We start from the raw sequence: 23,183 nt of genomic DNA on the forward strand, positions 1-23,183 counted from the left end.
CCCCAGCCCCGCACTTTCTTGACCCCCCCAGCGCGTTACGCCGTGGCGGGCTCCGCTCCCATCACGCACCCCAACGGCCGCACCGATACGGCCAGCTCCTCGCGGGTGGGGCGCAGGGGGGTCGACCACCCGCGAGGAGCAGGGAAGGACGCCGCTCGCGCGACGCCGCCGGGGCGGGTTCCTGCGGCTGCTACACCCGCCCCGACACGGCAGAACGTACAACATTCCTTCAAAAATGTCATCTATCTTGAACGAGGAAGGGCGCGGTACCGCCCAGCAGGTCAACCGGGGTCCGCCTCCAGGTGGCTTGAAGGCCGCTCCTCCCGGTTGGTGAGCGCCTGCCAACCCATGACCTTGCGCGCCTCCTCCAGCGCCGCCGACTCATCCCCTCCCTGGACTACCCGTGAGGGCTCCTTCGCCAACTCGGCGATCCGCTGCTCATCTATCTCCGCCATACGGTCCCTCCGTTCCCGGCAGTCCACTTCCATGTCGGCACACTGCCAGCCCGAGCCCCAGCACAAGCGCGCCATCCTGCACAGATGACACCGTCCAGGCAGCGCACGACTGGCCCCAACTGGCCGTGTGGTAGAGCACGTTGACTGAACTGACGATGCATTATGCTGTGACGACGACGCATCGTAATGCACCGAGGGGGATGTCATGAGCGGAGAAGGACAGGACGGCGAGTCGGTCTCACAGACGCTCGACGCGCGCATCAACGCGACCAAGGCCGCTGTCGCCAGGCGGCTCCGTCACCTCCGTCAGCATCACCCTGAGGGGCCGTTCAGCCTGGCGGCCCTGGCCGAGCGTGCGAGCGTCGCGAAGCGAACGCTCGCACAGGCGGAGTCGGCGGAGGGCTCCAACCTAACGATCGAGACACTGGTAAAGGTGGCTCACAGCCTCGGAATCACGAGAGAAGGCTATTTTCTCGATGAGAAAGTCTTCAGGGAAGTCAATGCCGAACTAGCCGCCCTTGCGGAGCTAAAGAGGCAGAGGGTTGAGGGGGTTGCCTTGCGCACGGCCAGCCCGCCTGAGCTGACCACAGGCTCAGTGAAGGAACTCTCTGAACTCCTCACAGGCATCCTGGCGTCCGCAGAGAAGGCCCGCGACGCCTTGCAGGTGCTTCCGCCAGAAGCTGATATCCCCTCGATCGATCCTCACTCGTGATGGTCTATGCGTTGGCATCGTAAAGCCAGGAACCAGAGATCCCGCCTGCTGCAAGAGCGTTGCGAGGAACTCGTCCGCGCTCTCGGTCTACCTCACGGGAAAACACTGACGGTTCACGCCGTATGTGACCATCTTCGAGAGCTACACAATCGTCCCATCCATCTGGTTCCACTCCCTCTGCCGACTGGAAGCCCTGATGGCCTGCTGGTCTCCGCTGAGGGCAAGGACCTCATTGTCTATGAGCAGCGCCTAGCACCTGTTCACCAGCGGCAGGTCATCCTCCATGAGATCGGCCACTACGTCTGCGAGCATAGGGCAACACCAATTGCATTCGAAGTATCGCGTCTACTGCTCCCCTCGCTTGATCCGAACTTGATCCATCGCGTACTGGGTCGGGACCATTCACACGCTGACGATGAGGATGAGGCCGAATATGTTGCCTCGATCTTAGGGCGCCAGATCAGTGCTTGGGCCTCTCAGCAGACTCTGGAGGTGCCCCCTGAATCCAAGGCTCTAGCCCAACGCTTGTCCGTACTCGAGCGCCGAAGCCAGCCATGGTGAGATGAACACGACCCTTTATTCGATATGCGCCGCCGTCTGTCTACTTGCCCTGCTCTTCAAGATCCGTGTCCTTCGCGCAGATAGGTCGGCAGCGCAAGTAGCCCTCTTGATCAACTTCCTCTTGCTCTTCGTTGACTTCACGCTCTTCATCCCGGCGGCTTTCGTGGCTGTCAGCAAGACCTTGGGGCTCCCCAACGTCGCTGGCCTTCTGGCGAACTGCGCGGCCATCGCCTCCGCCGCTTGTCAGCAGCTCGTACTGCTACACCTCATCCACCGCAGGGAAGACGCTTGGCGCAAGGCAGTACCCCGTCTCATCGGACTCGCTCTCGTTCTGGTGGCGATGGTGACGCTGGTCTTCACGAGCACTCTACGGGCAGAGCGCCCAAGCGACTTCTCGCTGGCTCAAGCTGAATTCCGCCCCGCATATCTCGCTGTATTCCTGCTGGGCTATGCCGCAAACCAGATCGATGTGGGAATCCTCGGCTGGAAATGCGCCAAGGTCGCGCCGACTCCTTGGCTGCGACGCGGACTCGTCCTGATCGCCATGACCTTGCCCTTCGCCATGGTGTACACCGTCTGCCGCCTCGCCGACATCGTGGCCGCCCAGTTCGGTGCAAGTGGGCGCGCGTGGGAACCAGTTGCCCAAGTCGGTATCACAATCGCTCTGATCATCAAGACCACCGGTTGGACGTTGCCGGATTGGGGGCGCTATCTCAGCGCGACATGGCAGTGGATGCATCACCTGCGCATACAACGCGAGCTCGCCCCACTTCACCATGAGGTGACGGCCATAGTGCCCGCCCCAGTACTCCAGCTGGACCGAAGCGCCGACTTGCACACCCGACTCTACCGAACGGTGGTCGAAATCCGTGATGCTCAATGGGCGCTACGAACGTGGATGGACCCAGCACTCGCCGCGACAGCGCGTCGTGAGGCGGAGGCCGCGCATCTCGAAGGAGACGACCTCGCGGCCCATGTTGAGGCGGCTCAACTCAAGTCCGCGCTCGCGGCAAAAGCCCGGGGTGTACGCCCTGCGGAGCACACGAACATCCCTTTCGTAGCTCAGCCGCCGGAACTTCAGGATGAACTCGCCTTCCAGCGCAAGCTGGCCCGCGCCTTTGCTGAGATCCAGGACACGTGACCGTGGCTGGCATTGCATGAATCGATTCGAGAAGGAGCCTCAATGACCGAGCAAAACCGCCGCCCACTCACCCAGCTGTTCGACGCCGCCTTCTTCGCAGACCCCTATCCTACGTACGCGCGTCTGCGTCAGGAAAGCCCCGTGCACCGAGTCCGCTTTCCAGACGGGTCTCTGGCCTGGCTCGTACTCCGAGAGACCGACGTACGTGATGGCCTGACCGACCCAAGGCTGTCGGTGAACAAGACCTACTCGACCACGGGATACAAGGGCTTCGAACTCCCTCCGGCCCTGGATGCCAATCTCGTCAACTTGGACCAAGAAGACCACCTACGACTGCGGCGTCTGGTGTCCAAAGCCTTCACGCCCAAGCGCGTCGACATGCTTCGTCACCACGTTCAGAGCACGGTCGACCACCTCGCCGACGGGCTCGTCAATCGAGCAGACAGCGACCTTGTCAGCGACTTCGCTGTCCTCCTGCCCATCGGGATCATCGGCGACCTCTTTGCCGTCCCAGAAACTGACCGCCTACGGTTCGCTACCTGGGTGAGTTCTATGTTCGCTCCCGAATACCCCGGCCAGATGGGCGAAGCCGTCGATTCGATCCACCACTTCCTTCTGGACCTGGTGGCGGACCGGCGTCGCCATCCAGGCGATGATCTGCTCTCCGGCCTCATCGCCGCGCGCGATGCAGGCGACAAGCTCAGCGAAGACGAGCTCGTCTCCCTGGCGTTCAATATCCTCCTGGCCGGCACCGAGAACACCCCGCACGTCATTAGCACCGGGCTGCTCACATTGCTTCAGCATCCCGACCAACTGACTGCTCTCCGCGAAAATCCCGCGCTGTGGCCGGAGGCCGTCGAGGAGCTACTGAGGTTCGCTCACCCCAACCTGATGGCGATCCGAAGGTTCCCGACCGAGGACATTGAAATCAACGGTGTGCCGATTCCTAAGGGAGAAACGGTCATGCTGTGCCTCGCTTCAGCACATCGCGACCCGGCCCGCTACCCGGTTGCCGACCAATTCAACATCCGCCGCGAGGACAAGACCCACCTGGCCCTCGGTCACGGCCTCCATTACTGTCTTGGGGCTTCCCTTGCCCGCATGGAGATCCAGATCAGCCTGTCCACGCTGCTGACCCGGTTCCCTTCCCTCAACCTCTCCGTCCCCCAGGAGCAGCTCCAGTGGCGCGCATCCTTCCGCTCACACGCCTTGAAGGCACTCCCGATCGCCACAAGGTGAGTACGAGCGCCTGCGGCTGGGCATAGTGAGCCTCGGGTGTGCTTACTTCCTGGAAGCGTTCCAGTTACGCCACGTCAGCGCCACCCGGTCGGCATCCACCGTGCGCGACCCACGCCCGGCCGGGTAGACCGCCACTTTTTCCAGCATGAGGGTCAGCACTCCCTGCTTCGATGCCAGCGGGGCGTGCCTCCACCACCTGACGAGATCTGGTACGTCTCCCACCGGCACGTGCTGAACCTGCTCAAGAAACCGCGCTTGAGCAGAGTTTTCCCGGATTCGGTCCACCAACCGTTTGTCGGCGGCGCGAAATGCAACCGTGGACAACTCCGGCGCATTGGCGTAACTCTCGCCGAGCTCTTTCTGCCGTGCCTTGTCGGCCTTCACCTCTGCGCGCAACTTGGCTGCCTTCGCCAGTACCTCGTCACGCGCCTGTGCGATCAGAACACTGACCTCCGGCTTGGCCAGTTCGGCGACGACGTTCTCGGCGACGTAAGTCTCGAACAGGTCAGCATTGATGCGAACCTTGCCGCATCCGCCCGGGTGCTGCGCCGTGCTCGGAGCGCAGCGATACCCGCGGCTTCCAGCGTTTGATGGAGATGAGCTGAGGGAGCAAGCACACAGGCCACAGACGGACAGCGGACCGGGCATCAAGTACTCGCGCTGGTCGACCCGGCTGTTGTCAGGATTGTTAGAGGGACGCATGGCACGGATGGCTTTGAAGTCCTGCGGAGAGATAATTTGCGGCCCCCCTGTGTCCACGAGGTTGCCGTTCTCATCCTCGGTGAGCCCGGCGATCGCTGGATGATCGAGAACGTTAGCCAGGACCGCCGGGCGCCACAGTCCCCCGCGGGTCGTGCGGTAACCCTCGTCGTTCATCCACTCGGTGATCGCTGGGTAACTCTGCTCCGTAAGACGGCGGCTGGCAGCCTGCCGCAATCCAGCTGCCTCACTCTCGCGCACCCGCCGGTATGCCATGTCGTCAAACCCGTACAGCCGAGGCATGCGCTGGACTCCTTGCCCTGGTAGCCGACCCCCTTCGCGTTCCAAGTCTATCGAAGGTAGGTCACACTGTTGCAAAACAACAGGACATCTCAAATCCGCACATGGCCCGTATTGATCACCTAGCGCCCTCGATCGCTTCTACACCTAGGACCTTCCACAGCTCTGCCGTCGGCACGCGAATCGTGCCGCCCAACGGCAACGTCCGGACCGGGAAACGACCGGACCGGATCAGCTCGTACGCCTTGTCCCGGCCGATCCCCAGTGCCCGTGCGGCAGTTGTCACGTTCACCGTGGCCGGAAGAGCCAACAGCTCCTCCAGCCCCATCGCTCCAGCAGCGGCAGGAGCCTGCCCGCCGGTCTCGTGAGAAGTCATCCCAGTTGTCGCCTTCTCCCCCGCGCCAACTTGGAGAGGACTTTACAACAGTGTCCGACAGCCCCAACAAGATGGAGAAGGATCTGGCAACCCCACGCATGCCTAGATTCACACCATCCGCACGATCGCTGGCAGTCAGCCAGCCGCCCAGGGGAGACCGTGTTCAAGGACAAGACCTACAAGCGATGCGCGTGCAAGGGCCCACTCGTCGACAAGGCAGGCAAACCGATCCTCAACGAGGATGGCACCCCAAAGATTGGTTACCTGGAGAAGCGGTGCCCCAAGCTCAAGCGGCGTGACCACGGCTCCTGGTACTACTCCATCGAGATCCCCGCCGGCCCCGGCGGCAAGCGCCGCCACCCTAAGAGGGGTGGGTTCAAGACCCAGGACCAAGCCGCCGCAGCAGCCGCCAAGGTCTACCGGGACGCACAGGCGGGAGTCGACGTCCTCTCCGACGAGACCGTCGGAGAGTACCTGCGCCGCTGGCTCGACAACCAGCACGACCTCAAGGCCACCACCAAGAACGGCTACGAGGACTACCTACGCCTGTACTTCACCCCGCACCTCGGGCACATCAAGCTCCGCGAACTACGTGCCCGGCACATAGAGGAGATGTTCGCCGCCATCCAGGCCGAGAACCTCGTGAAGGAGAAGAACCAAGAGGCCGCACAATTGGCCCGCGAGGTCGAGCAGAAGGCGCGTGCAGCCTGGCGCGACGCCCTCGCCCCTCGCGACCCGCAACTCAGGAAGACCTGGAACGAAGCCAAGGCCGAATTGAAGGCCGCCCTCGCGCGCCCGCGCCGCAAAACCGGTCCCGCGACCCAGCACCGCATCAAGATGGCGCTCAGCTCGGCCCTCGAAGACGCTCGCAAGCGCCGGATGATCACCGACAACTGGGCCGCCCTGGTCCAGACGCCTCGCGTACGCAAGGCCAAAGCCCTGGAGTGGACCCCCGCCCGCGTCGAAGCCTGGCGCAAGACCGGCAAGAAGCCCTCCCCGGTCATGGTCTGGACGCCCGAGCAGACCGGCACGTTTCTCGACTCCGTGGTCTACGACCGGCTCTACCCGCTCTGGGTCCTCATCGCCTTTCTCGGCCTGCGCCGCGGTGAAGCGTGCGCCCTGTCCTGGGCAGAAGTCGACCTCGACGTCGGCGTCATCCACATCACCGAGGAGATCGTCACCGTCGCTTACGAGCCACACGAGGACACCCCCAAGTCCGACAACATTCGCGACATCGCCTTGGACGAGGACACGAGCGCCCTTCTGCGGTGGTGGCGCGACCGCCAGCAGGCCGAGAAGAGCGAGTGGACGGAAGCCACCGGCGAGTGGACCGACACCGGCCGGGTCTTCACCCTTGAGGACGGCACGGAGTACCACCCGCAGTACTTCTCCGACCGCTTCGAACGCCTCTACAAGAAGGCCGACCTGCCCCCGGTCCGTCTGCACGACCTCCGGCACGGTTCGGCGACACTCGCCCTTCGAGCGGGCGTGGCCATGGTCGCCGTCCAGCGCAGGCTAGGGCACTCCTCGATCCGCGTCACCTCGGACATCTACACGACCGTCCTGGCAGAGGTCGAGCGGGAGGCCGCTGAGGCGACCGTCTCGGTCGTCCCCCGCTCCCGCAAGCGCGTGATCCCGCAGCCCGAGAAGGAGCCCACGACGCGGGACGGACAGGACGGCGAGAGCACCGAGGAAGCCCCGGATGTTCCCACCGAGGGCGCTTCCTGACGGCATGTTCCCAGGGCGTTCCCATTCGCTCACGCAGAAGGCCCCCGCGATCTTCGCGGAGGCCTCCGTTCGAACCGTTTTCCCTGGTCAAGGGTGGAGCCGCCTAAGGGAATCGAACCCTTGACCTACGCATTACGAGTGCGTCGCTCTGGCCAACTGAGCTAAGGCGGCATGCCGCGGAGCCAGATTGGCAGCAGCAGCGCCGCCAAGTCTACACAGTTTCGAGGGGTGCTCCGTACGGGGCCGGGTGGGGCCTGGGCTGGGGCGGGGCTGGTCAGTGGCAGCGGGTATGGGGGGCCGGTGGGCGGCCGGTGAGGAGGTAGGTGTTGATCGCGTTGTCGATGCAGCCGCTGCCGCGGCCGTAGGCCGTATGGCCGTCGCCGTCGTAGGTGAGGAGGGTGGCGGAGGAGAGCTGGGTGGCGAGGGCGCGGGCCCAGGGGTAGGGGGTGGCGGGGTCGCGGGTGGTGCCGACGACGACGATGGGGGCGGCGCCCCTGGCGTGCAGGGCGTGGGCTGTGCCGGTCGGGCGGACGGGCCAGTAGGCGCAGTTCAGGGCCGCCCAGGCGAGGGCCTTGCCGAAGACGGGGGATGCCTGTCGGAAGTCGGGGATGGACCTCCTGACCTCGGCGGGGGTGCGGAAGGCCGGTGGGAGGTCGAGGCAGTTGACGGCGGGGTTGGCGTACATGAGGTTGGCGTACGAGCCGTCGGTGTCGCGCTCGTAGTAGAGGTCGGCCAGGTTGAGCAGACCGCCGCCGTGGCCGCCCATCGCGGAGCGGAGGGCGGTGCGCAGCTGGGGCCAGGCCGTCTCGTCGTACATGGCGGAGATCACGCCGATCGTCGCGAGGGGCTCGCCCAGGGCGCGGGACTCGCCGGTGCGGGCCGGGTGGGAGTCGAGGCGGGTGAAGAAGGCGCCGAGCCGGTCGCGGGCGGTGGCCACGGAACCGGTGCCGAGGGGGCAGCCGGTGCGGCGCACGCAGTCCTTGGCGAAGGCGGTGAAGGCGGTTTCGAAACCGGCGGTCTGGTCGCGGTTGATGCGCCGGGAGGACAGCGTCGGGTCGAGCGCGCCGTCGAGGACGAGACGGCCGACGCGGTGGGGGTAGAGGTCGGCGTAGGTCGCGCCGAGGAAGGTGCCGTAGGAGGCGCCGACGTAATGCAGCTTCCGGTCGCCGAGCGCGGCGCGCAGCACATCCATGTCGCGGGCCGCCTCGACCGTCGAGACATGGCCGAGGATCCGGCCGGAGCGGGTCGCGCAGCCGTGGGCGAACTTCTTGTAGGCCGCGACGAGGCGGTCGGTCTCGCCGCGGCCGTCGGGCGTCTGGTCGGTCTGGGTGAAGGTGTCCATCTGCTTGTCGCTCAGACAGGTGACGGGCTCGCTCTCGGCCACGCCGCGCGGGTCCATCGCCACCATGTCGTAGCGGGCGCGCACCCGGGCCGGATAGCCCACGGCCGCGAAGCTCTGCAGATAGCCGACCGCGGAGCCGCCGGGGCCGCCGGGGTTCACCAGCAGCGAGCCGAGGCGGCGGCCGGTGCCGGTGGCCTTCTTACGGGAGACCGCGAGCCTCAGGTCCCGGCCGGTGCCGGGTCTCGCGTAGTCGAGCGGGGCCTTGAGCGTGGCGCATTCGAAGTCCGCGCCGCCGCAGGGGCGCCAGCTCAGCGTCTGCTCGTAGTACGGCTTGAGGGCGGCGGGGACGGCCTTCTTCGACAGCGACGCGGCGCGCGGCGCTGAGGCGTCGGCCGAGCAGCCGGAGGACAGCAGGGCGGCGGCCGTAAGGGCGGCGCCGAGCGTCCGGAGCGGGCGGCTGCTGTGTCGGGTGTGCATGGACTGATCCCTCGGTTCGCGGTCGAGTCGCGGGATCGCGCCGGCCGGATCACATGGATCACCCTGTACTGGTTCCTATGGGATAGGACCGGTTCGCCCCGTTACGGAGAGTATCCATCCGGACACGCTTCATGCGTCCAGCGACGAACCCGTACGGGTGACTCAGCCCGCCCGCAGCGCCATGGTCATCGCCTCGACCGCCAGCAGTGGCGCCACATTGCTGTCCAGCGCCTGACGACAGGCCGTGATCGCCTCTATCCGGCGCAGCGTCCGCTCGGGCTTCGAACCCGACGCGAGCCGCTCCAGCGCGTCCCGTACGTCGGTGTTGGCGAGCGCCACCTGGGAGCCGAGCTGGAGGGCCAGCACATCCCGGTAGAAGGCGGTCAGATCGGTGAGCGCGAGGTCGAGGCTGTCCCGCTGGGTGCGGGTGGCTCGGCGCTTCTGGCGGTCCTGGAGGTCCTTCATGGCCCCCGCCGTACCGCGCGGCAGCCGCCCGCCCGTACCGGCGGCGGCGCCCAGGGCGGCGCGCAGCTCCTCGGTCTCCTTGGCGTCGACCTCCTCCGCCACCTGCTTGGCGTCCTCGGCCGCCGCGTCGACCAGCTCCTGGGCCGCCTTGAGGCAGCCGCCCACGTCGTCGACGCGCAGCGGGAGCTTCAGGACGGCGGCACGGCGGGCGCGGGCCCGCTCATCGGTCGCCAGTCGGCGGGCGCGGCCGATATGCCCCTGGGTGGCGCGGGCGGCGGAGGCGGCGAGCTCGGGGTCGATACCGTCGCGCCGGACGAGGATGTCCGCCACGGCGTCCACCGGGGGCGTACGGAGGGTGAGGAGGCGGCAGCGGGAGCGGATCGTGGGCAGCACATCCTCCAGCGAGGGCGCGCACAGCAGCCATACGGTGCGCGGCGCGGGCTCCTCGACGGCCTTGAGAAGCACATTGCCCGCGCCCTCGGTAAGGCGGTCGGCGTCCTCCATGACGATCACCTGCCACCGGCCTCCGGCGGGCGAGAGCTGGGCCCGGCGGACGAGCTCACGGGTCTCCTTGACGCCGATGGTGAGCATGTCCGTACGGACCACCTCCACATCGGCGTGGGTGCCGACCAGGGCGGTGTGACAGCCGTCGCAGAAGCCGCAGCCGGGGATGCCGCCGAGCGCCCGGTCCGGGCTGACGCACTGCAGCGCGGCGGCGAAGGCGCGGGCGACGGTGGCCCGGCCCGAGCCGGGCGGGCCGGTGAACAGCCAGGCATGGGTCATCTTGGACGACGCCACGGGCTCCCCGACGGGGCCGCCGCCCGCCTCACTGACCGCCGTGACCAGGGCGTCCGCGTCCCGCGCGGCAGCCGACAGCTGGGCCGCCACTCGGTCCTGCCCGACCAGGTCGTCCCACACCGCCATGGCTGCCTCCGCCGCTCGTCCCTACGGCACCCCATTGTGGTCCACCCCACCGACACCCGGACGCGCCACCCACCGCTGACGCCGCCCGGCCGACGGGCGTCCGGCGGTCCCCGCCGCCGGCGCCCAGACGCCGCCGCCCCGCCGACAGCCGGGCGCGGCCATCGGCGGCGGCGCCCGGCCATACCGTCAGCGACGGCGGCCGTCCTCGTCGTCGCGGGGGCCGAGCAGTTCGTCGGCCAGGGACGGGAGGTCGTCCAGGGGGGTCTCCTCGGCCCACTCGGGGCGGCGGCGCCGGCGCGGCGGTTCCGCCTCGCCCTGCGCCTGGCCCTGCGCATGGCCCTGGTCCTGCCCGTACTGCGGCATCTCGCGCGTGCGCTCGTTCCCCTGGCCGTGCTCCTGCCCCTGGCCCTGGCCCTCGTTCGGGCGGAACAGCCACGGCGGGACCCGGTCCGCCGGATCGGCGGAGCGCTCGTCCCTTACGGGCGGCAGGACGGCCGTCTCGTCGGCCGCGTTCGTGGGCGGCTCGGCGGGCGGCTGGGGCAGGACCGTCGTCTCCTCGGCGTCCGGGCCGCCCCGGCGCTCCGGGCCGTCCTGGGGCCGTACGGGCGGCAGCACAGCGGTCTCGTCGGCGTCCGGGCCGTTCTGGGGCGGCACGGGCGGCGCGGGAGGCACAGGGGGCAGCACCGTGGTCTCATCGGCCGCCGCCGACCCGGTGCCGGGACGGCCGGACTCGCCGCCGTGCCCCGCCCGTGGGTCGAACCTCGGCGTCTGGACCGTCTCCGTCGTATCCGGGTGCGGGTGCGGGTGCGGGTCGTCCGCGCCGGAGCCCGCCGCGCCCCGGGCGCCGCCGGTGCCCCGGGGGCCGTCCTCGTCCTCGGGCGGCGGGGCCGGGGCCTCGGTCTCCACGGTCGGCGCGTCCGCCCCGGAGGACGCCGCGTCCGCCGCCAGCCGTGCCTGCTCCGCCCGCAGCAGCGCCTCCTCGGCCTTGCGCTGCTCCTCCTGGCGGCGTGCCTCGGCCTCGGCCCTGTGCAGCGCGTCCGCCTCCGCCTGGAGGCGGCGCCGCTCCTCCTCGGCGGCGCGGGCGCGGTCCTCGGCCTCGATGCGCTTGCGGTCCTCCTCGGCCCTGCGGCGCGCGTCCTCGGCCCGCTGACGGGCCGCCTCCGCCTGCCGCTCGGCCTCGCGCTGGCGGGCCTCCTCCAGCTCGCGCCGCTTGCGCTCCTCCTCCTCGGCACGGGCCTTGGCGAGCGCCTCCTGGCGCTCGCGCTCCAGCCGCTCCTCCTCGGCCTTGCGGGCGGCCTCTTCCTCGGCCCGGCGACGGGCCTCCTCCTCGGCGGCCTTACGGGCCTCCTCCTGGGCCTTCACCTCCGCCTCGGACAGCGGCAGCATCTGGTCCAGGCGGTGGCGCACCACGGAGGTGACCGCCTCCGGCAGCTGCCCGGCGTCGACGACGATGTAGCGGGCCGGGTCGGCGGCGGCGAGGGCCAGGAATCCGGCCCGTACGCGCTGGTGGAACTCGGCGGGCTCGGACTCCAGCCGGTCCGGGGCCTCGGTGAAGCGTTCGCGCGCGGTCTCCGGCGAGACGTCCAGCAGCACCGTCAGATGCGGCACCAGGCCGTTCGTCGCCCAGCGCGAGATGCGGGCGATCTCGGTCGCGGCGAGGTCGCGCCCCGCGCCCTGGTAGGCGACGGACGAGTCGATGTAGCGGTCGGAGATGACGACCGCGCCGCGCTCCAGAGCGGGGCGGACGACGGTGTCGACGTGCTCGGCGCGGTCCGCCGCGTACAGCAGCGCCTCGGCGCGGTGCGAGATCCCGGCGGACGAGACGTCGAGCAGGATCGAGCGCAGCCGCTTGCCGATCGCGGTCGCGCCCGGCTCACGGGTCACCACGACCTCGTGCCCCTTGGCTCTGATCCACTCGGCCAGCGCCTCCACCTGCGTGGACTTGCCCGAGCCGTCGCCGCCCTCGACGGCGATGAAGAAGCCGGTGGCGGCCGGTCCCTCGTCCGCGCCGCCCCTGCCGAGCAGCGCCTCGCGCAGATCGCGCCGCAGCGGCACGCCCTGCCGGTCGTCGGTCCGGCCGAGGACCAGCGCGGCGACGGGCAGCAGCAGCGCGCCCACCAGCATCAGGGTGAAGGCCGCGCCGCCGTGGGCGAAGACGAAGTCACCGCTGCCGAGCCGGTGCGGTCCGATGACGGCGGCGAGCAGCGGCGCGGCGACCGCGCCGAGCCCGACGCCGACGCGGACGACGGCCTGCACGTGCTCGGTCATCCGAGGCCGGCGGGTCTCCTCGGACTCCTGGTCCAGCAGGGAGTGGCCGGTGTGGGCGGCGACACCCGCCGACACTCCCGCGATCAGGGCGATCAGCACGACGGTGGTGGCGTCCTGTACCAGGCCCACCGTGAGCAGCGCGAGCCCGGTCAGCGCGACCGACAGCGCCAGCAGCCGGCGCCGCGACAGGCCCGGGAGGACCTTGGGGGCCCAGCGGATGCCCATCGCCGGACCGCCGGTCAGGACGAGGACGAGCAGGGCGAAGCCGACCGGCCCACCGCCGAGGTCCATGGCCTGCAGCGGGGCGACGCCCACGGCCGCGGCGATCGCGCCCGCCACTCCGGCGCAGGCGAGCACCAGCAGCGGAACGGCTCCAGTGCGGCCCTTGTCGGCACCGCTCCCGGAGGCGGCGCGGGGGCGGCGCAGGCCCTCCAGGGGGGAGCGGGTGCGGCTGGTCTGCGCGCCGGGCAGTTCGACGAAGGTGAGGATCGAGATCGACGCGGCGAAGAGCCCGGCGCCGACGTACGAGCCGAGGGCGGCCTGGTGGGTGTGGAACCACTCCACGCCGGTGCCCAGCAGCCTGCCGATGAGCGTGACGACGAGCAGCACGGCGGCCGCGATCGGCAGCGTCAGGAAGTTCGTACGGAGCGAGAGCCGGCGCAGCGCGTCCAGGTGGTCGGGCAGCGGCCGCACGGCGGCGCCCTCGGCGGGCGGTGCCGGGAGCAGCGAGGGGGCCGCGCCGTCCTTGGCCACGGTCCAGAAGCGCTCCACGACACCGACGACGAAGGTGGTGATGAGCAGCCAGGCGACGGCGTCGGCCGGGGCCCAGTCGATCCACAGCGGTGCGATGAGGAGCAGCACCAGCCGCAGACCGTCCGCGCCGACCATGGTCCAGCGGCGGTCCAGCGGACCGGAGGGGCCGATCAGCGCGGCGAGCGGCCCGAGGAGCACCGCGCCGAACAGCACGGTCGCGAAGAGCCGTACGCCGAGCACCACCGCCACCGCGAAGGCCGCGCCGCGATACCCGCCGCCGAAGGAGTCAGCCGCCACCGATGCCTGGAGCGTCAGCAGCACCAGCACCAGTACGGCGAGCACGTCCCCGGCACCGCCGACGAGTTGAGCGCTCCACAGCCGTCGCATCGGCTGATAGCGCAGCAGGGCTCGTACGGCCCGCTCGCGGGAGTCCGCGGCAAGGGCACCGGAAGTGGCGGTCACGTCCGTTGGCTGCTCTCGCGTCATCCCGCCAGCCTATCCGGATCACAAGAATCCACGGCCCCCCGGCCGAACAAACGGGCGGTGAGCCGTGGATGGCGTGCGGATTGCTCCGCCTTCCTCCGCTTTCCCGCCCGCCGTCGGCCGGCTACTCGGCGTTGGCCGACGACCTCTCGGCCGCCGTCTTCTTGGCGGCGGTCTTCGCGGTCGTCTTCTTGGCGGCCGTCTTCTTCGCCGCGGTCTTCTTGGCGGCCGTCTTCTTCGCCGTCGTCTTCTTGGCCGCGGTCTTCTTCGCCGCCGTCTTCTTGGCGGTCTTCTTGGCCGGGCCCTTGGAGCGCTTCTCGGCGAGCAGCTCGAAGCCGCGCTCGGGCGTGATGGTCTCCACGTCGTCGTCGCGGCGCAGCGTCGCGTTGGTCTCACCGTCCGTGACGTACGGACCGAAGCGGCCGTCCTTGACCACCACGGGCCGCTCGCTGACCGGGTCGGTGCCCAGCTCCTTCAGCGGCGGCTTGGCCGCGGCCCGGCCACGCTGCTTGGGCTGGGCGTAGATCGCCAGCGCCTGCTCGAGCGTGATGGTGAAGAGCTGCTCCTCGGTCTCGAGCGACCGCGAGTCCGTGCCCTTCTTCAGGTACGGGCCGTAGCGGCCGTTCTGCGCGGTGATCTCCACGCCCTCGGGGTCGGCGCCGACCACGCGCGGCAGCGACATCAGCTTGAGCGCGTCCTCCAGGGTCACCGTGTCCAGGGACATCGACTTCAGCAGGGAGGCCGTGCGCGGCTTGATGGCGTTCTTACCGCTCTTGGGGGTGTCCTCGGGGAGCACCTCGGTGACGTACGGGCCGTAGCGGCCGTCCTTGGCGACGATCATGCGACCGGTCTCGGGGTCGGGACCCAGCTCGAACTCACCGCTCGGCTTGGCGAGCAGCTCGTCCGCGAGCTCCACGGTCAGCTCGTCCGGCGGCAGGTCGTCGGGGACGTCGGCGCGGCGGCCAGTGCCGCCCTCGACCTCCGTCGGGCGCTCGACGTACGGCCCGTAGCGGCCGACGCGCAGCACGATGCCGTCGCCCACGGGGAAGGACGAGATCTCCCGGGCGTCGATCGCGCCCAGGTCGGTGACCAGCTCCTTGAGGCCGCCGAGGTGGTCGCCGTCGCCGTTCCCGGCCTCGGCGGCGCCGGCCTGGGCGCCCTCGCCGAAGTAGAAGCGCTTCAGCCACGGCACGGCCTCGGCCTCGCCGCGCGCGATGCGGTCGAGGTCGTCCTCCATCTTGGCGGTGAAGTCGTAGTCGACCAGCCGGCCGAAGTGCTTCTCCAGCAGGTTGACCACGGCGAAGCTCAGGAAGGAGGGCACGAGCGCGGTGCCCTTCTTGAAGACGTAGCCGCGGTCGAGGATGGTGCCCAGGATCGTGGCGTAGGTCGACGGACGGCCGATCTCGCGCTCTTCCAGCTCCTTGACCAGCGACGCCTCGGTGTAGCGGGCCGGGGGCTTGGTCGCGTGGCCGTCGGCGGTGATCTCCTCGGCGGTGAGCCGGTCGCCCTCGGTGACCTGCGGCAGCCGGCGCTCGCGGTCGTCGAGCTCGGCGTTCGGGTCGTCGGCGCCCTCCACATAGGCCTTCATGAAGCCGTGGAAGGTGATCGTCTTACCGGAGGCGGAGAACTCGGCGTCCCGGCCGTCGCTCGCCCGCCCGCCGATCTTGACGGTGACCGAGTTGCCGACCGCGTCCTTCATCTGGGAGGCGACGGTCCGCTTCCAGATCAGCTCATAGAGCCGGAACTGGTCACCGGTGAGGCCGGTCTCCGCCGGGGTGCGGAAACGGTCTCCCGAGGGGCGGATGGCCTCGTGCGCCTCCTGGGCGTTCTTGACCTTGCCCGCGTAGGTGCGCGGCTTGTCGGGCAGGTAGTCGGCCCCGTACAGCTGGGTGACCTGCGCCCGGGCCGCCGTCACCGCCGTGTCCGACAGGACGGTGGAGTCCGTACGCATATAGGTGATATGGCCGTTTTCGTACAGCTTCTGCGCGACCTGCATGGTGGCCTTGGCGCCGAAGCCCAGCTTGCGGCTGGCCTCCTGCTGCAGGGTCGTGGTGCGGAACGGCGCGTACGGCGAGCGGCGGTACGGCTTGGACTCGACCGAGCGCACCGTGAAGGCGGTGCCGACGAGGGCCGTGGCCAGCGAGCGGGCGCCCGCCTCGTCCAGGTGCAGGACGTTGAGCCCGTCCTTGAGCTGCCCTAGCGAGGTGAAATCGCGCCCCTGGGCGACCCGGAGGCCGTCGACGGCCGTAAGGCGGGCACCGAAGGTGCCGGGGTCGCTGACGTCACCGTCCCGGCCGGTGGCGAAGGTGCCGGTGAGGTCCCAGTACTCGGCGGAGCGGAAGGCGATGCGATCGCGCTCGCGCTCGACGACGAGACGGGTGGCGACCGACTGGACCCGGCCCGCGGACAGGCCGCGCATGACCTTCTTCCACAGGACCGGCGAGACCTCGTAGCCGTAGAGGCGGTCGAGGATGCGGCGGGTCTCCTGGGCGTCGACCAGGCGCTGGTTCAGCTCGCGCGGGTTGGCCACGGCGGCCCGGATGGCGTCCTTGGTGATCTCGTGGAAGACCATCCGGCGCACCGGGACCTTGGGCTTGAGGACCTCCTGGAGGTGCCAGGCGATGGCCTCGCCCTCGCGGTCCTCATCGGTGGCCAGGAAGAGCTCGTCGGAGTCGGCGAGCAGCTCCTTGAGCTTCTTGACCTGGCTCTTCTTATCAGCGTTGACCACATAGACGGGCTGGAAGTCGTGCTCGACGTCCACGCCGAGGCGCCGGACCTCGCCGGTGTACTTGTCGGGGACCTCGGCCGCACCGTTCGGCAGGTCCCGGATGTGCCCGACGCTGGCCTCGACCACGTATCCCGGGCCGAGGTAGCCCTTGATCGTCTTCGCCTTGGCAGGCGACTCCACGATGACGAGTCGGCGGCCGCCCTGTGCGGTCTCGCTGGTGGTCGGGGACAACTTGGCTCTTCTCTCCGGTCGACTCTCGGTGAACGGGCAGTGCCGTGCGGGTAACGCTCACGGCCTCCCTCTACGGTGACGCTGCGGAGTGTGACGGTACATCCCGCCCCCGTGTCAAACGGAAAAAGCCCGCAACGCCACTCGAACGGTAACCCGACAACCGTCCTGTCTGCCGCCCGGACCGGCACGAGGCAGCGTGGAAGGCCCTGTCAGGCGTAACCCAGGCACCAGATTCCGCCGCCGAGCGCGGCGACGCCGAAGAAAAGGGAGAGCGCCGCGGAAGCGACAGGACTCACACCGTGCGCGACGGGCGCACGCAGCCTCAGGCGCGCCGCCGTCCACAGCAGCAGCGCGGCGCCGAACAACACGAATGCCGTTCCGGCGAAGATCGCAGGTCCGCTCTCCATTGCGGGAGCGTGGCACGCGTGGGAGGCGTGAGCGCGAACCCCGGGTGAACGGCGCGCGTCACCTCGTCGGGCCCCGTGCGCACCCGGCCCCGGGGCGGCCCCTTCGGCGCCCCCGCGACAGCTTCCTGCCATACGGGGGCGCGGGGCAAAGCGCTGTACCACCGGCGCACGCCCCCAGCACACGCGCGGCGCACTTCTTGTCGTGGCGCCCCTGTGCCGTCATGACATCCCTGTGCCGTTGGCATCCCTATGCCGTCCCTATGCCGTCGTCGCCCACCGCTTGTAGAAAGCCCTGCTCGACCAGGAGTCGGATGGACTCCGGGGTGCGGTCGCGCAGCACGACCGGGTCCTCCCCGAGGAGCTGGGCGATGGCGTCCAGGATCCGGCCCGCGCTGAGTGTGCCGTCGCACACACCCGCGAAGCCCGCCCCGACCGTGTCCACCTTCGTCGCGCGCCGCATCCCCCGGTGCTGCCTGAGCACCACATGCTCGGGATCCTCGGCCCCGGGCGGGCCCACCTGCTCCTGGACGACCTCGTCGGCCAGCCGGAAGTGCGCTGTCAGCAGCGCCGCGTCGTCATGCGTGCGCAGGAAGTCCTGCCGGTCGAAGTGGGCCATGACCTCGGCCCCCAGCGGCTGCTCGACCGGATGGGGCCACTCCTCCACAGTCACCGAGGGCCGGTCGGCACCGGACTTGCGCAGGGTGATCCAGCCGAAGCCGACGGCCGTGGTCTTGCGCGCCTCGAACTCGTCCAGCCACGCGTCGTAGCGCGCCGCGTACGCCTCGGGACCGGCCAGGTGCTCACCGGCGTCGCGCAGCCACAGCTCGGCGTACTGCGTGACGTCCTGCACCTCGCGCTGCACGATCCACGCGTCACAGCCGGGCGGGACCCAGGAGGCCAGCCGCTCGCGCCAGTCCTCCCCCTCGACGTGCTGCCAGTTCGCCAGCAGCTGACACCAGCCGCCGTCGGCGAGGTGCCCGGCGGACCGCTGGACGAGGGTGCGGCACAGATCGTCCCCGGACATCCCGCCCTCCCGGTAGACCAGCTCGCTGCCCTCCGGGGAGCGCGGGGAGATCACAAAGGGCGGGTTGGAGACGATCAGGTCGTACGTCTCGTCCCGGACGGGCTCGAACAGCGACCCTTCCCGCAGATCCGGCTCCGGCGCCCCGGACAGGGCGAGGGTCAGCCGGGCGATGGCCAGAGCGCGCGGATTGCGGTCCGTGGCGGTCACGCGGGAGGCGTGGCGGCCCGCGTGCAGCGCCTGGATGCCGGAACCGGTGCCGAGGTCGAGGACCCGGTCCACGGGCGCGGGGACGGTGAGACCGGCGAGCGTGGTGGACGCGCCGCCGACCCCGAGGACGAGCCGGGAGCGGTCCGCACGCCCGCGCGCGCCGCCCGGGCCGCCGATCCCTGCCGCGCCGCCGACCGCGCAGCCCAGGTCGGAGACGATCCACCAGTCCTGGCCCTCGGGCCCGCCGTAAGGCCGCACGTCCACGCTCGCGCGCACCTCGTCGCCGTCACGCACCAGCCAGCCGTCGGCAAGGCAGTCCTCGGCGGGGAGGGCCGCGGCCGCCCGCCCGTACGCCACGGGGCGCTGCAGCAGGAAGAGCCGCACCAGGGTCTCCAGCGGGCCGCTACCGCCCCGGGTGGCGCGCAGCGCCGGGACGGTCTCCCCGCGCGCCAGGGCCGTGTAGGCGGACGGGCCGAAGAGGTCCAGCAGACCGTCGGCGGTGAAGGAGGCGGCCGACAGCGCCTCGCGCAGGCGGGCGGTGCGCTCGGGGTCGGCGGTGGGAAGGCGGAACGAGGGCTGGTGCGTACTCACGCCCCCATTGTCACGGCAACCACCGACAGCGGGCGACGGCAATCGGCATCGGGACGACATCGCCCGCGCCGGCCGGGGTGACGGGCCGACAAAGGGCGCTCCGGAGGGCGGCGTTGGCCCCCTGGCGGCAGATCTCCCGAGCGGTCCCCGTAAGGGGACCACGGGGACCGCCCGGCAGGACTACGAGGGCTGCGAGAGCCGACGAGGGCCGGCTAGGACTGCGTGGCGCCGCCGGCCGTCTTCGGCTTCTGGCAGCCGGGCTGCTTGGCCATCGCCGAGCCGACCTTGCCCTCCTGGAGCTTCTGCAGGGCCTGGTCACCCGACTTGCTGAGCTTGTCGAGCTCATCGGCGACGCCCGCGAGCCCCTGGGCGAACTTGGACTTGTCCGAGGTGTCCAGCTTGTCGATGGCCGACTTCAGCTTCGTGTACGACCCCGAGGTGGCGTTGAGCTCCTTGACCGCCTGCTTCTGGGTCTTGTCGCCGCTGTCCACGGGCGGCGGGCCCGCCTTGTTCACGGCCTTGGCCAGCGCCCCGTAGGACTCGGAGATCTCCTGGAACGCCTTGGAGTCGGTCTGCTGCAGCTTCTTGGAGTCCTGCTCGTCGGCGGCACCCTGGATCGCGGTGTTGGCGCCCTGGATCTTCTTCAGCTGAGGCTGCACCTCGTCACAGACCGACTTGGCCCAGTCGTTGACCTTCTTGTCGTCGTCGCCGCCGCCCCCGCAGCCGGTCAGCGCCACTACGAGTGCCGCACCGCCGGACAGTGCAGCCACAAGCTTCTTGTTCACCGGATTGGTCCCTTCCATGGCTCTCGGCCCCGGAACATACACGTCCATCCGGCCAAGCCCACCGGGAGAGTGTCCCGTATGAATATCTTTAGGGGTATTTGCACCACGCTCATTGTGGACATGGCCTCATCGAGCGGACGGCACACGGCGGACAGGGAACGGGCGGACGATGTGCCGTCGCACACCGCCCGCCCGCATGTCGCGGGGGCTTTCCCGGCCCCCTCAGCCCCTTCCGGGGCTAGGACACCACCGCCGCGTCGGCTGACTTCGCCACGCGCTCGGAGTTGTCTTCGTCACCTACGGCGATTCCGCGCCGCTTGGAGATGTAGACGGCGGTCACGATGATCACGACGGCGATCACCGCGACGGCCGCGCGCAGCCCCGGGCTGGCGTTGTCCCCATAGGAGAACTTGACGACCGCGGGGGCGATCAGCAGCGCCACCAGGTTCATCACCTTCAGCAGCGGGTTGATCGCGGGCCCGGCGGTGTCCTTGAAGGGATCCCCGACCGTGTCGCCGATCACCGTCGCGGCATGGGCCTCGCTCCCCTTGCCGCCGTGGTGACCGTCCTCGACCAGCTTCTTGGCGTTGTCCCAGGCGCCGCCGGAGTTGGCGAGGAAGACGGCCATCAGCGTGCCGGTACCGATCGCGCCCGCCAGGAACGAGCCGAGCGCGCCGACCCCGAAGGTGAAGCCGACGGCGATCGGCGCCATGACGGCGAGCAGACCCGGTGTGGCCAGCTCGCGCAGCGCGTCCTTGGTGCAGATGTCGACGACCCGGCCGTACTCCGGCTTCTCGGTGTAGTTCATGATCCCGGGCTTCTCGCGGAACTGCCGCCGCACCTCGAAGACCACCGCACCGGCCGACCGCGACACCGCGTTGATCGCCAGCCCGGAGAAGAGGAAGACGACGGCGGCGCCGAGGACGAGGCCCACGAGGTTGTTGGGCTGCGAGATGTCCAGGTTCAGATTCATCTCCCCGGCCACGGAGGTGTGCACATCCCTCACCGCCTCGGCGATGGCGTCGCGGTACGAGCCGAAGAGCGCGGCCGCGGCGAGCACCGCCGTCGCGATGGCGATGCCCTTGGTGATCGCCTTGGTGGTGTTGCCGACCGCGTCCAGGTCGGTGAGCACCTGCGCACCCGCGCCTTCGACATCGCCGGACATCTCGGCGATGCCCTGGGCGTTGTCGGAGACCGGGCCGAAGGTGTCCATGGCGACGATCACACCGACCGTGGTGAGCAGACCGGTACCGGCGAGCGCCACGGCGAACAGCGCCAGCATGATCGAACTGCCGCCGAGCAGGAAAGCGCCGTAGACACTCAGCCCGATCAGCACCGCCGAGTAGACGGCGGACTCCAGACCGAGCGAGATACCGGAGAGCACCACGGTGGCCGGGCCGGTCAGCGAGGTCTTGCCGACGTCCCGCACCGGACGCCGGGTGGTCTCGGTGAAGTAGCCCGTGAGCTGCTGGATGAGCGCGGCCAGCACGATGCCGACGGCGACCGCGACGAGCGCGAGCACCCGCGGGTCACCGCTGTGGCCGAGGATCTCGCGGTTGGTGACGCCGTCGAGGTCCGCGTAGCTGGACGGCAGATAGGCGAAGACCGCGATCGCCACCAGCGCCATCGAGATCAGGGCGGAGATGAAGAAGCCCCGGTTGATGGCGCTCATCCCGCTGCGGTCGGAGCGGCGCGGGGCCACGGCGAAGATCCCGATCATGGCGGTGACCACGCCGATGGCCGGGACCAGCAGCGGGAAGGCCAGCCCGGAGTCGCCGAAGGCCGTCTTGCCGAGGATCAGCGCGGCCACCAGGGTGACGGCGTACGACTCGAAGAGGTCGGCGGCCATACCGGCGCAGTCCCCGACGTTGTCGCCAACGTTGTCCGCGATGGTCGCGGCGTTGCGCGGGTCGTCCTCGGGAATGCCCTTCTCGACCTTGCCGACGAGGTCGGCGCCGACGTCGGCGGCCTTGGTGAAGATGCCACCGCCGACCCTCATGAACATCGCGATCAGCGCGGCGCCGAGCCCGAAGCCCTCCAGCACCTTGGGCGCGTCGGCCGCGTAGACCAGCACCACGCAGGAGGCGCCCAGCAGCCCGAGGCCCACGGTGAACATGCCCACCACACCGCCGGTACGGAATGCGATCTTCATTGCCTTGTGCGAGACGGCCGTGAGATCCACGCTCGGCTTACCGGGCGAGGAAGCGGCCGAATCGCCATTGACGGGTGTGGTGGGGGGCTCGGGGGTGGCCTCACGGGCGGCGGCCGCGACGCGCACATTGCTGCGCACCGCGAGCCACATCCCGATATAGCCGGTCGCCGCCGAGAATGCCGCACCGATCAGAAAGAACACCGAACGCCCGATGCGCTGCGGCCAGTCGTCCGCCGGCAACAGCATGAGCAGGAAGAACACCACCACGGCGAATCCACCGAGGGTGCGCAGCTGCCGGGCCAGATAGGCATTGGCGCCTTCCTGAACGGCTTCGGCGATCTTCTTCATACTGTCCGTGCCCTCGCCGGCCGCGAGGACTTGTCGTACCAGCACCACCGCGACCGCGAGCGCCGCGATCGCGACGGCGGCGATCACCAGCACGATCACACGGTTGTCGTCGGTCAGCTCTGCGGCGGCCAGGGTTGGGGTGAGGTCCAGCTGATGAGGGGTGAGAGGCCCCGCCATTCGTCCTCCTTGACGTTTGGCACATGGGCGCGCAGCAGTTCTGCGACCGCAGAAGAGCCGCCGCGCTCAGGCGTCCTGAGCTCGAGATGTGGACGGATTGTAGGGAGCGTCACACGATCAAAACAGGGCGCCGGAATGGGAATTCCCCCGCACCAGCGAAGATCAATAGGTTTGGCGGTACGAATTCCTTCGGAAGAAGGAAGGTCGACAATTCGGTGACGGATGTAAAATGATCTCCATAAATGATCTATATAGGTGATCTCAATGGCGATCTTGCGGCGGTTGCGCCGCACTGATAAAAGCGCTGTTCAGAGCGTACGCCCGAGATCGAAAATGCGCGCGCCGAGAGATGCGCCGTGGGGTGCGCCCGGGGTGCGCCGGGACGATGCCACCGAGCGGGCGCGGGCACGCTGGCAGCCGGACCGGCGATCTTGAAACGGCCGGTCCGATGGTCCGGAAGATCGGGCGAGGGATGACGGGCAGATGCCCCTCGAGGGGCCCGATTCGGCGGCCAGGGGCAAATTCAGGCCCACGCCGGACCCCGGAGCGAGGCAAGCGGCCCGGCCCGCCGGGGGCAGAGCTCAACCTGGCGAGGGCAGGGCTCGACTTG

At 69.4% G+C, this 23,183-nt stretch carries 16 protein-coding genes and 1 tRNA gene; 5 read left to right on the forward strand and 12 right to left on the reverse strand.

Annotated elements, in window-relative coordinates; translation table 11 throughout:
• Positions 1 to 281 precede the first annotated feature (281 nt).
• A complete protein-coding gene (locus ACFXB5_RS00375; protein ID WP_385200977.1) occupies positions 282 to 455 on the reverse strand; it encodes a hypothetical protein in 174 nt (57 codons plus the stop codon).
• A 205-nt stretch (positions 456 to 660) separates the two neighbouring features.
• On the opposite strand from ACFXB5_RS00375, the gene ACFXB5_RS00380 reads away from it, so the two are divergent.
• The 4 genes from ACFXB5_RS00380 to ACFXB5_RS00395 are packed head-to-tail and all read left to right on the forward strand — an operon-like array spanning position 661 to position 4,108.
• Positions 661 to 1,167: a helix-turn-helix domain-containing protein gene (locus ACFXB5_RS00380; protein WP_385200979.1), complete on the forward strand. Its 507-nt coding sequence runs from the start codon at positions 661 to 663 to the stop codon at positions 1,165 to 1,167.
• Positions 1,168 to 1,173: 6 nt separating this feature from the next.
• Complete coding sequence (locus ACFXB5_RS00385) at positions 1,174 to 1,728, forward strand: ImmA/IrrE family metallo-endopeptidase (RefSeq protein ID WP_385200981.1); 555 nt, start codon at positions 1,174 to 1,176, stop codon at positions 1,726 to 1,728.
• Between the two features lies 1 nt (position 1,729).
• Positions 1,730 to 2,869: an MAB_1171c family putative transporter gene (locus ACFXB5_RS00390; RefSeq protein ID WP_385200983.1), complete on the forward strand. Its 1,140-nt coding sequence runs from the start codon at positions 1,730 to 1,732 to the stop codon at positions 2,867 to 2,869.
• Positions 2,870 to 2,911: 42 nt separating this feature from the next.
• Positions 2,912 to 4,108 (forward strand): cytochrome P450, encoded by a 1,197-nt coding sequence (locus ACFXB5_RS00395; RefSeq protein ID WP_385200984.1) that lies wholly within the window; start codon positions 2,912 to 2,914, stop codon positions 4,106 to 4,108.
• A gap of 42 nt (positions 4,109 to 4,150) precedes the next feature.
• On the opposite strand, the gene ACFXB5_RS00400 is transcribed toward ACFXB5_RS00395, so the two are convergent.
• Both ACFXB5_RS00400 and ACFXB5_RS00405 read right to left on the reverse strand, forming a co-directional pair.
• Positions 4,151 to 5,110 carry a recombinase family protein gene (locus tag ACFXB5_RS00400; RefSeq protein WP_385200986.1) on the reverse strand — a complete coding sequence of 320 codons (960 nt, stop codon included), beginning with the start codon at positions 5,108 to 5,110 and terminating at the stop codon, positions 4,151 to 4,153.
• Positions 5,111 to 5,225: 115 nt separating this feature from the next.
• A complete protein-coding gene (locus tag ACFXB5_RS00405) occupies positions 5,226 to 5,483 on the reverse strand; it encodes a helix-turn-helix domain-containing protein (RefSeq protein WP_385200988.1) in 258 nt (85 codons plus the stop codon).
• Between the two features lie 159 nt (positions 5,484 to 5,642).
• Here ACFXB5_RS00405 and ACFXB5_RS00410 point away from each other — a divergent pair, with 159 nt between their 5' ends.
• Positions 5,643 to 7,211 (forward strand): tyrosine-type recombinase/integrase, encoded by a 1,569-nt coding sequence (locus ACFXB5_RS00410; RefSeq protein WP_385200989.1) that lies wholly within the window; start codon positions 5,643 to 5,645, stop codon positions 7,209 to 7,211.
• Positions 7,212 to 7,305: 94 nt separating this feature from the next.
• On the opposite strand, the gene ACFXB5_RS00415 is transcribed toward ACFXB5_RS00410, so the two are convergent.
• From ACFXB5_RS00415 to ACFXB5_RS00455, 9 genes are all read right to left on the reverse strand, one after another.
• Positions 7,306 to 7,382, reverse strand: a tRNA-Thr gene (locus tag ACFXB5_RS00415).
• Between the two features lie 103 nt (positions 7,383 to 7,485).
• Entirely contained in the window at positions 7,486 to 9,030 is a 1,545-nt protein-coding gene (locus tag ACFXB5_RS00420) for an alpha/beta hydrolase (RefSeq protein ID WP_385200990.1), read from the reverse strand.
• 162 nt (positions 9,031 to 9,192) lie between these two features.
• On the reverse strand, positions 9,193 to 10,419 hold the full coding sequence (locus tag ACFXB5_RS00425) for a DNA polymerase III subunit delta' (RefSeq protein WP_385200991.1): 1,227 nt from the start codon (positions 10,417 to 10,419) through the stop codon (positions 9,193 to 9,195).
• Positions 10,420 to 10,605: 186 nt separating this feature from the next.
• Positions 10,606 to 13,926, reverse strand: a complete 3,321-nt coding sequence (gene tmk, locus ACFXB5_RS00430; protein WP_385200993.1) for a dTMP kinase — start codon at positions 13,924 to 13,926, stop codon at positions 10,606 to 10,608.
• Between the two features lie 121 nt (positions 13,927 to 14,047).
• A complete protein-coding gene (gene topA / locus ACFXB5_RS00435) occupies positions 14,048 to 16,882 on the reverse strand; it encodes a type I DNA topoisomerase (protein ID WP_385200995.1) in 2,835 nt (944 codons plus the stop codon).
• A gap of 209 nt (positions 16,883 to 17,091) precedes the next feature.
• Positions 17,092 to 17,289 (reverse strand): hypothetical protein, encoded by a 198-nt coding sequence (locus ACFXB5_RS00440; protein ID WP_078642250.1) that lies wholly within the window; start codon positions 17,287 to 17,289, stop codon positions 17,092 to 17,094.
• Between the two features lie 247 nt (positions 17,290 to 17,536).
• Positions 17,537 to 19,111, reverse strand: a complete 1,575-nt coding sequence (locus tag ACFXB5_RS00445; protein ID WP_385200996.1) for a methyltransferase — start codon at positions 19,109 to 19,111, stop codon at positions 17,537 to 17,539.
• A gap of 212 nt (positions 19,112 to 19,323) precedes the next feature.
• Positions 19,324 to 19,896, reverse strand: coding sequence for a small secreted protein (locus ACFXB5_RS00450; protein WP_385200998.1), 573 nt, complete (start codon positions 19,894 to 19,896; stop codon positions 19,324 to 19,326).
• A 238-nt stretch (positions 19,897 to 20,134) separates the two neighbouring features.
• Positions 20,135 to 22,573: a sodium-translocating pyrophosphatase gene (locus ACFXB5_RS00455; protein ID WP_385201000.1), complete on the reverse strand. Its 2,439-nt coding sequence runs from the start codon at positions 22,571 to 22,573 to the stop codon at positions 20,135 to 20,137.
• Positions 22,574 to 23,183 lie beyond the last annotated feature (610 nt).

Origin of the sequence: Streptomyces sp. NPDC059455, from assembly GCF_042750115.1 — a bacterium.
Taxonomy (GTDB): Bacteria; Actinomycetota; Actinomycetes; order Streptomycetales; family Streptomycetaceae; genus Streptomyces; species Streptomyces endocoffeicus.

What these genes read in the sequence shown, in the direction of transcription:
- ACFXB5_RS00425 (WP_385200991.1), bottom strand. Translation starts at nt 10,419, where the DNA reads ATGGCGGTGTGGGACGACCTGGTCGGGCAGGACCGAGTGGCGGCCCAG.
- ACFXB5_RS00405 (WP_385200988.1), bottom strand. Translation starts at nt 5,483, where the DNA reads ATGACTTCTCACGAGACCGGCGGGCAGGCTCCTGCCGCTGCTGGAGCG.
- ACFXB5_RS00455 (WP_385201000.1), bottom strand. Translation starts at nt 22,573, where the DNA reads ATGGCGGGGCCTCTCACCCCTCATCAGCTGGACCTCACCCCAACCCTG.
- ACFXB5_RS00390 (WP_385200983.1), top strand. Translation starts at nt 1,730, where the DNA reads ATGAACACGACCCTTTATTCGATATGCGCCGCCGTCTGTCTACTTGCC.
- ACFXB5_RS00385 (WP_385200981.1), top strand. Translation starts at nt 1,174, where the DNA reads ATGCGTTGGCATCGTAAAGCCAGGAACCAGAGATCCCGCCTGCTGCAA.
- ACFXB5_RS00380 (WP_385200979.1), top strand. Translation starts at nt 661, where the DNA reads ATGAGCGGAGAAGGACAGGACGGCGAGTCGGTCTCACAGACGCTCGAC.
- ACFXB5_RS00395 (WP_385200984.1), top strand. Translation starts at nt 2,912, where the DNA reads ATGACCGAGCAAAACCGCCGCCCACTCACCCAGCTGTTCGACGCCGCC.
- ACFXB5_RS00375 (WP_385200977.1), bottom strand. Translation starts at nt 455, where the DNA reads ATGGCGGAGATAGATGAGCAGCGGATCGCCGAGTTGGCGAAGGAGCCC.
- ACFXB5_RS00440 (WP_078642250.1), bottom strand. Translation starts at nt 17,289, where the DNA reads ATGGAGAGCGGACCTGCGATCTTCGCCGGAACGGCATTCGTGTTGTTC.
- ACFXB5_RS00420 (WP_385200990.1), bottom strand. Translation starts at nt 9,030, where the DNA reads ATGCACACCCGACACAGCAGCCGCCCGCTCCGGACGCTCGGCGCCGCC.
- ACFXB5_RS00400 (WP_385200986.1), bottom strand. Translation starts at nt 5,110, where the DNA reads ATGCCTCGGCTGTACGGGTTTGACGACATGGCATACCGGCGGGTGCGC.
- tmk (WP_385200993.1), bottom strand. Translation starts at nt 13,926, where the DNA reads ATGACGCGAGAGCAGCCAACGGACGTGACCGCCACTTCCGGTGCCCTT.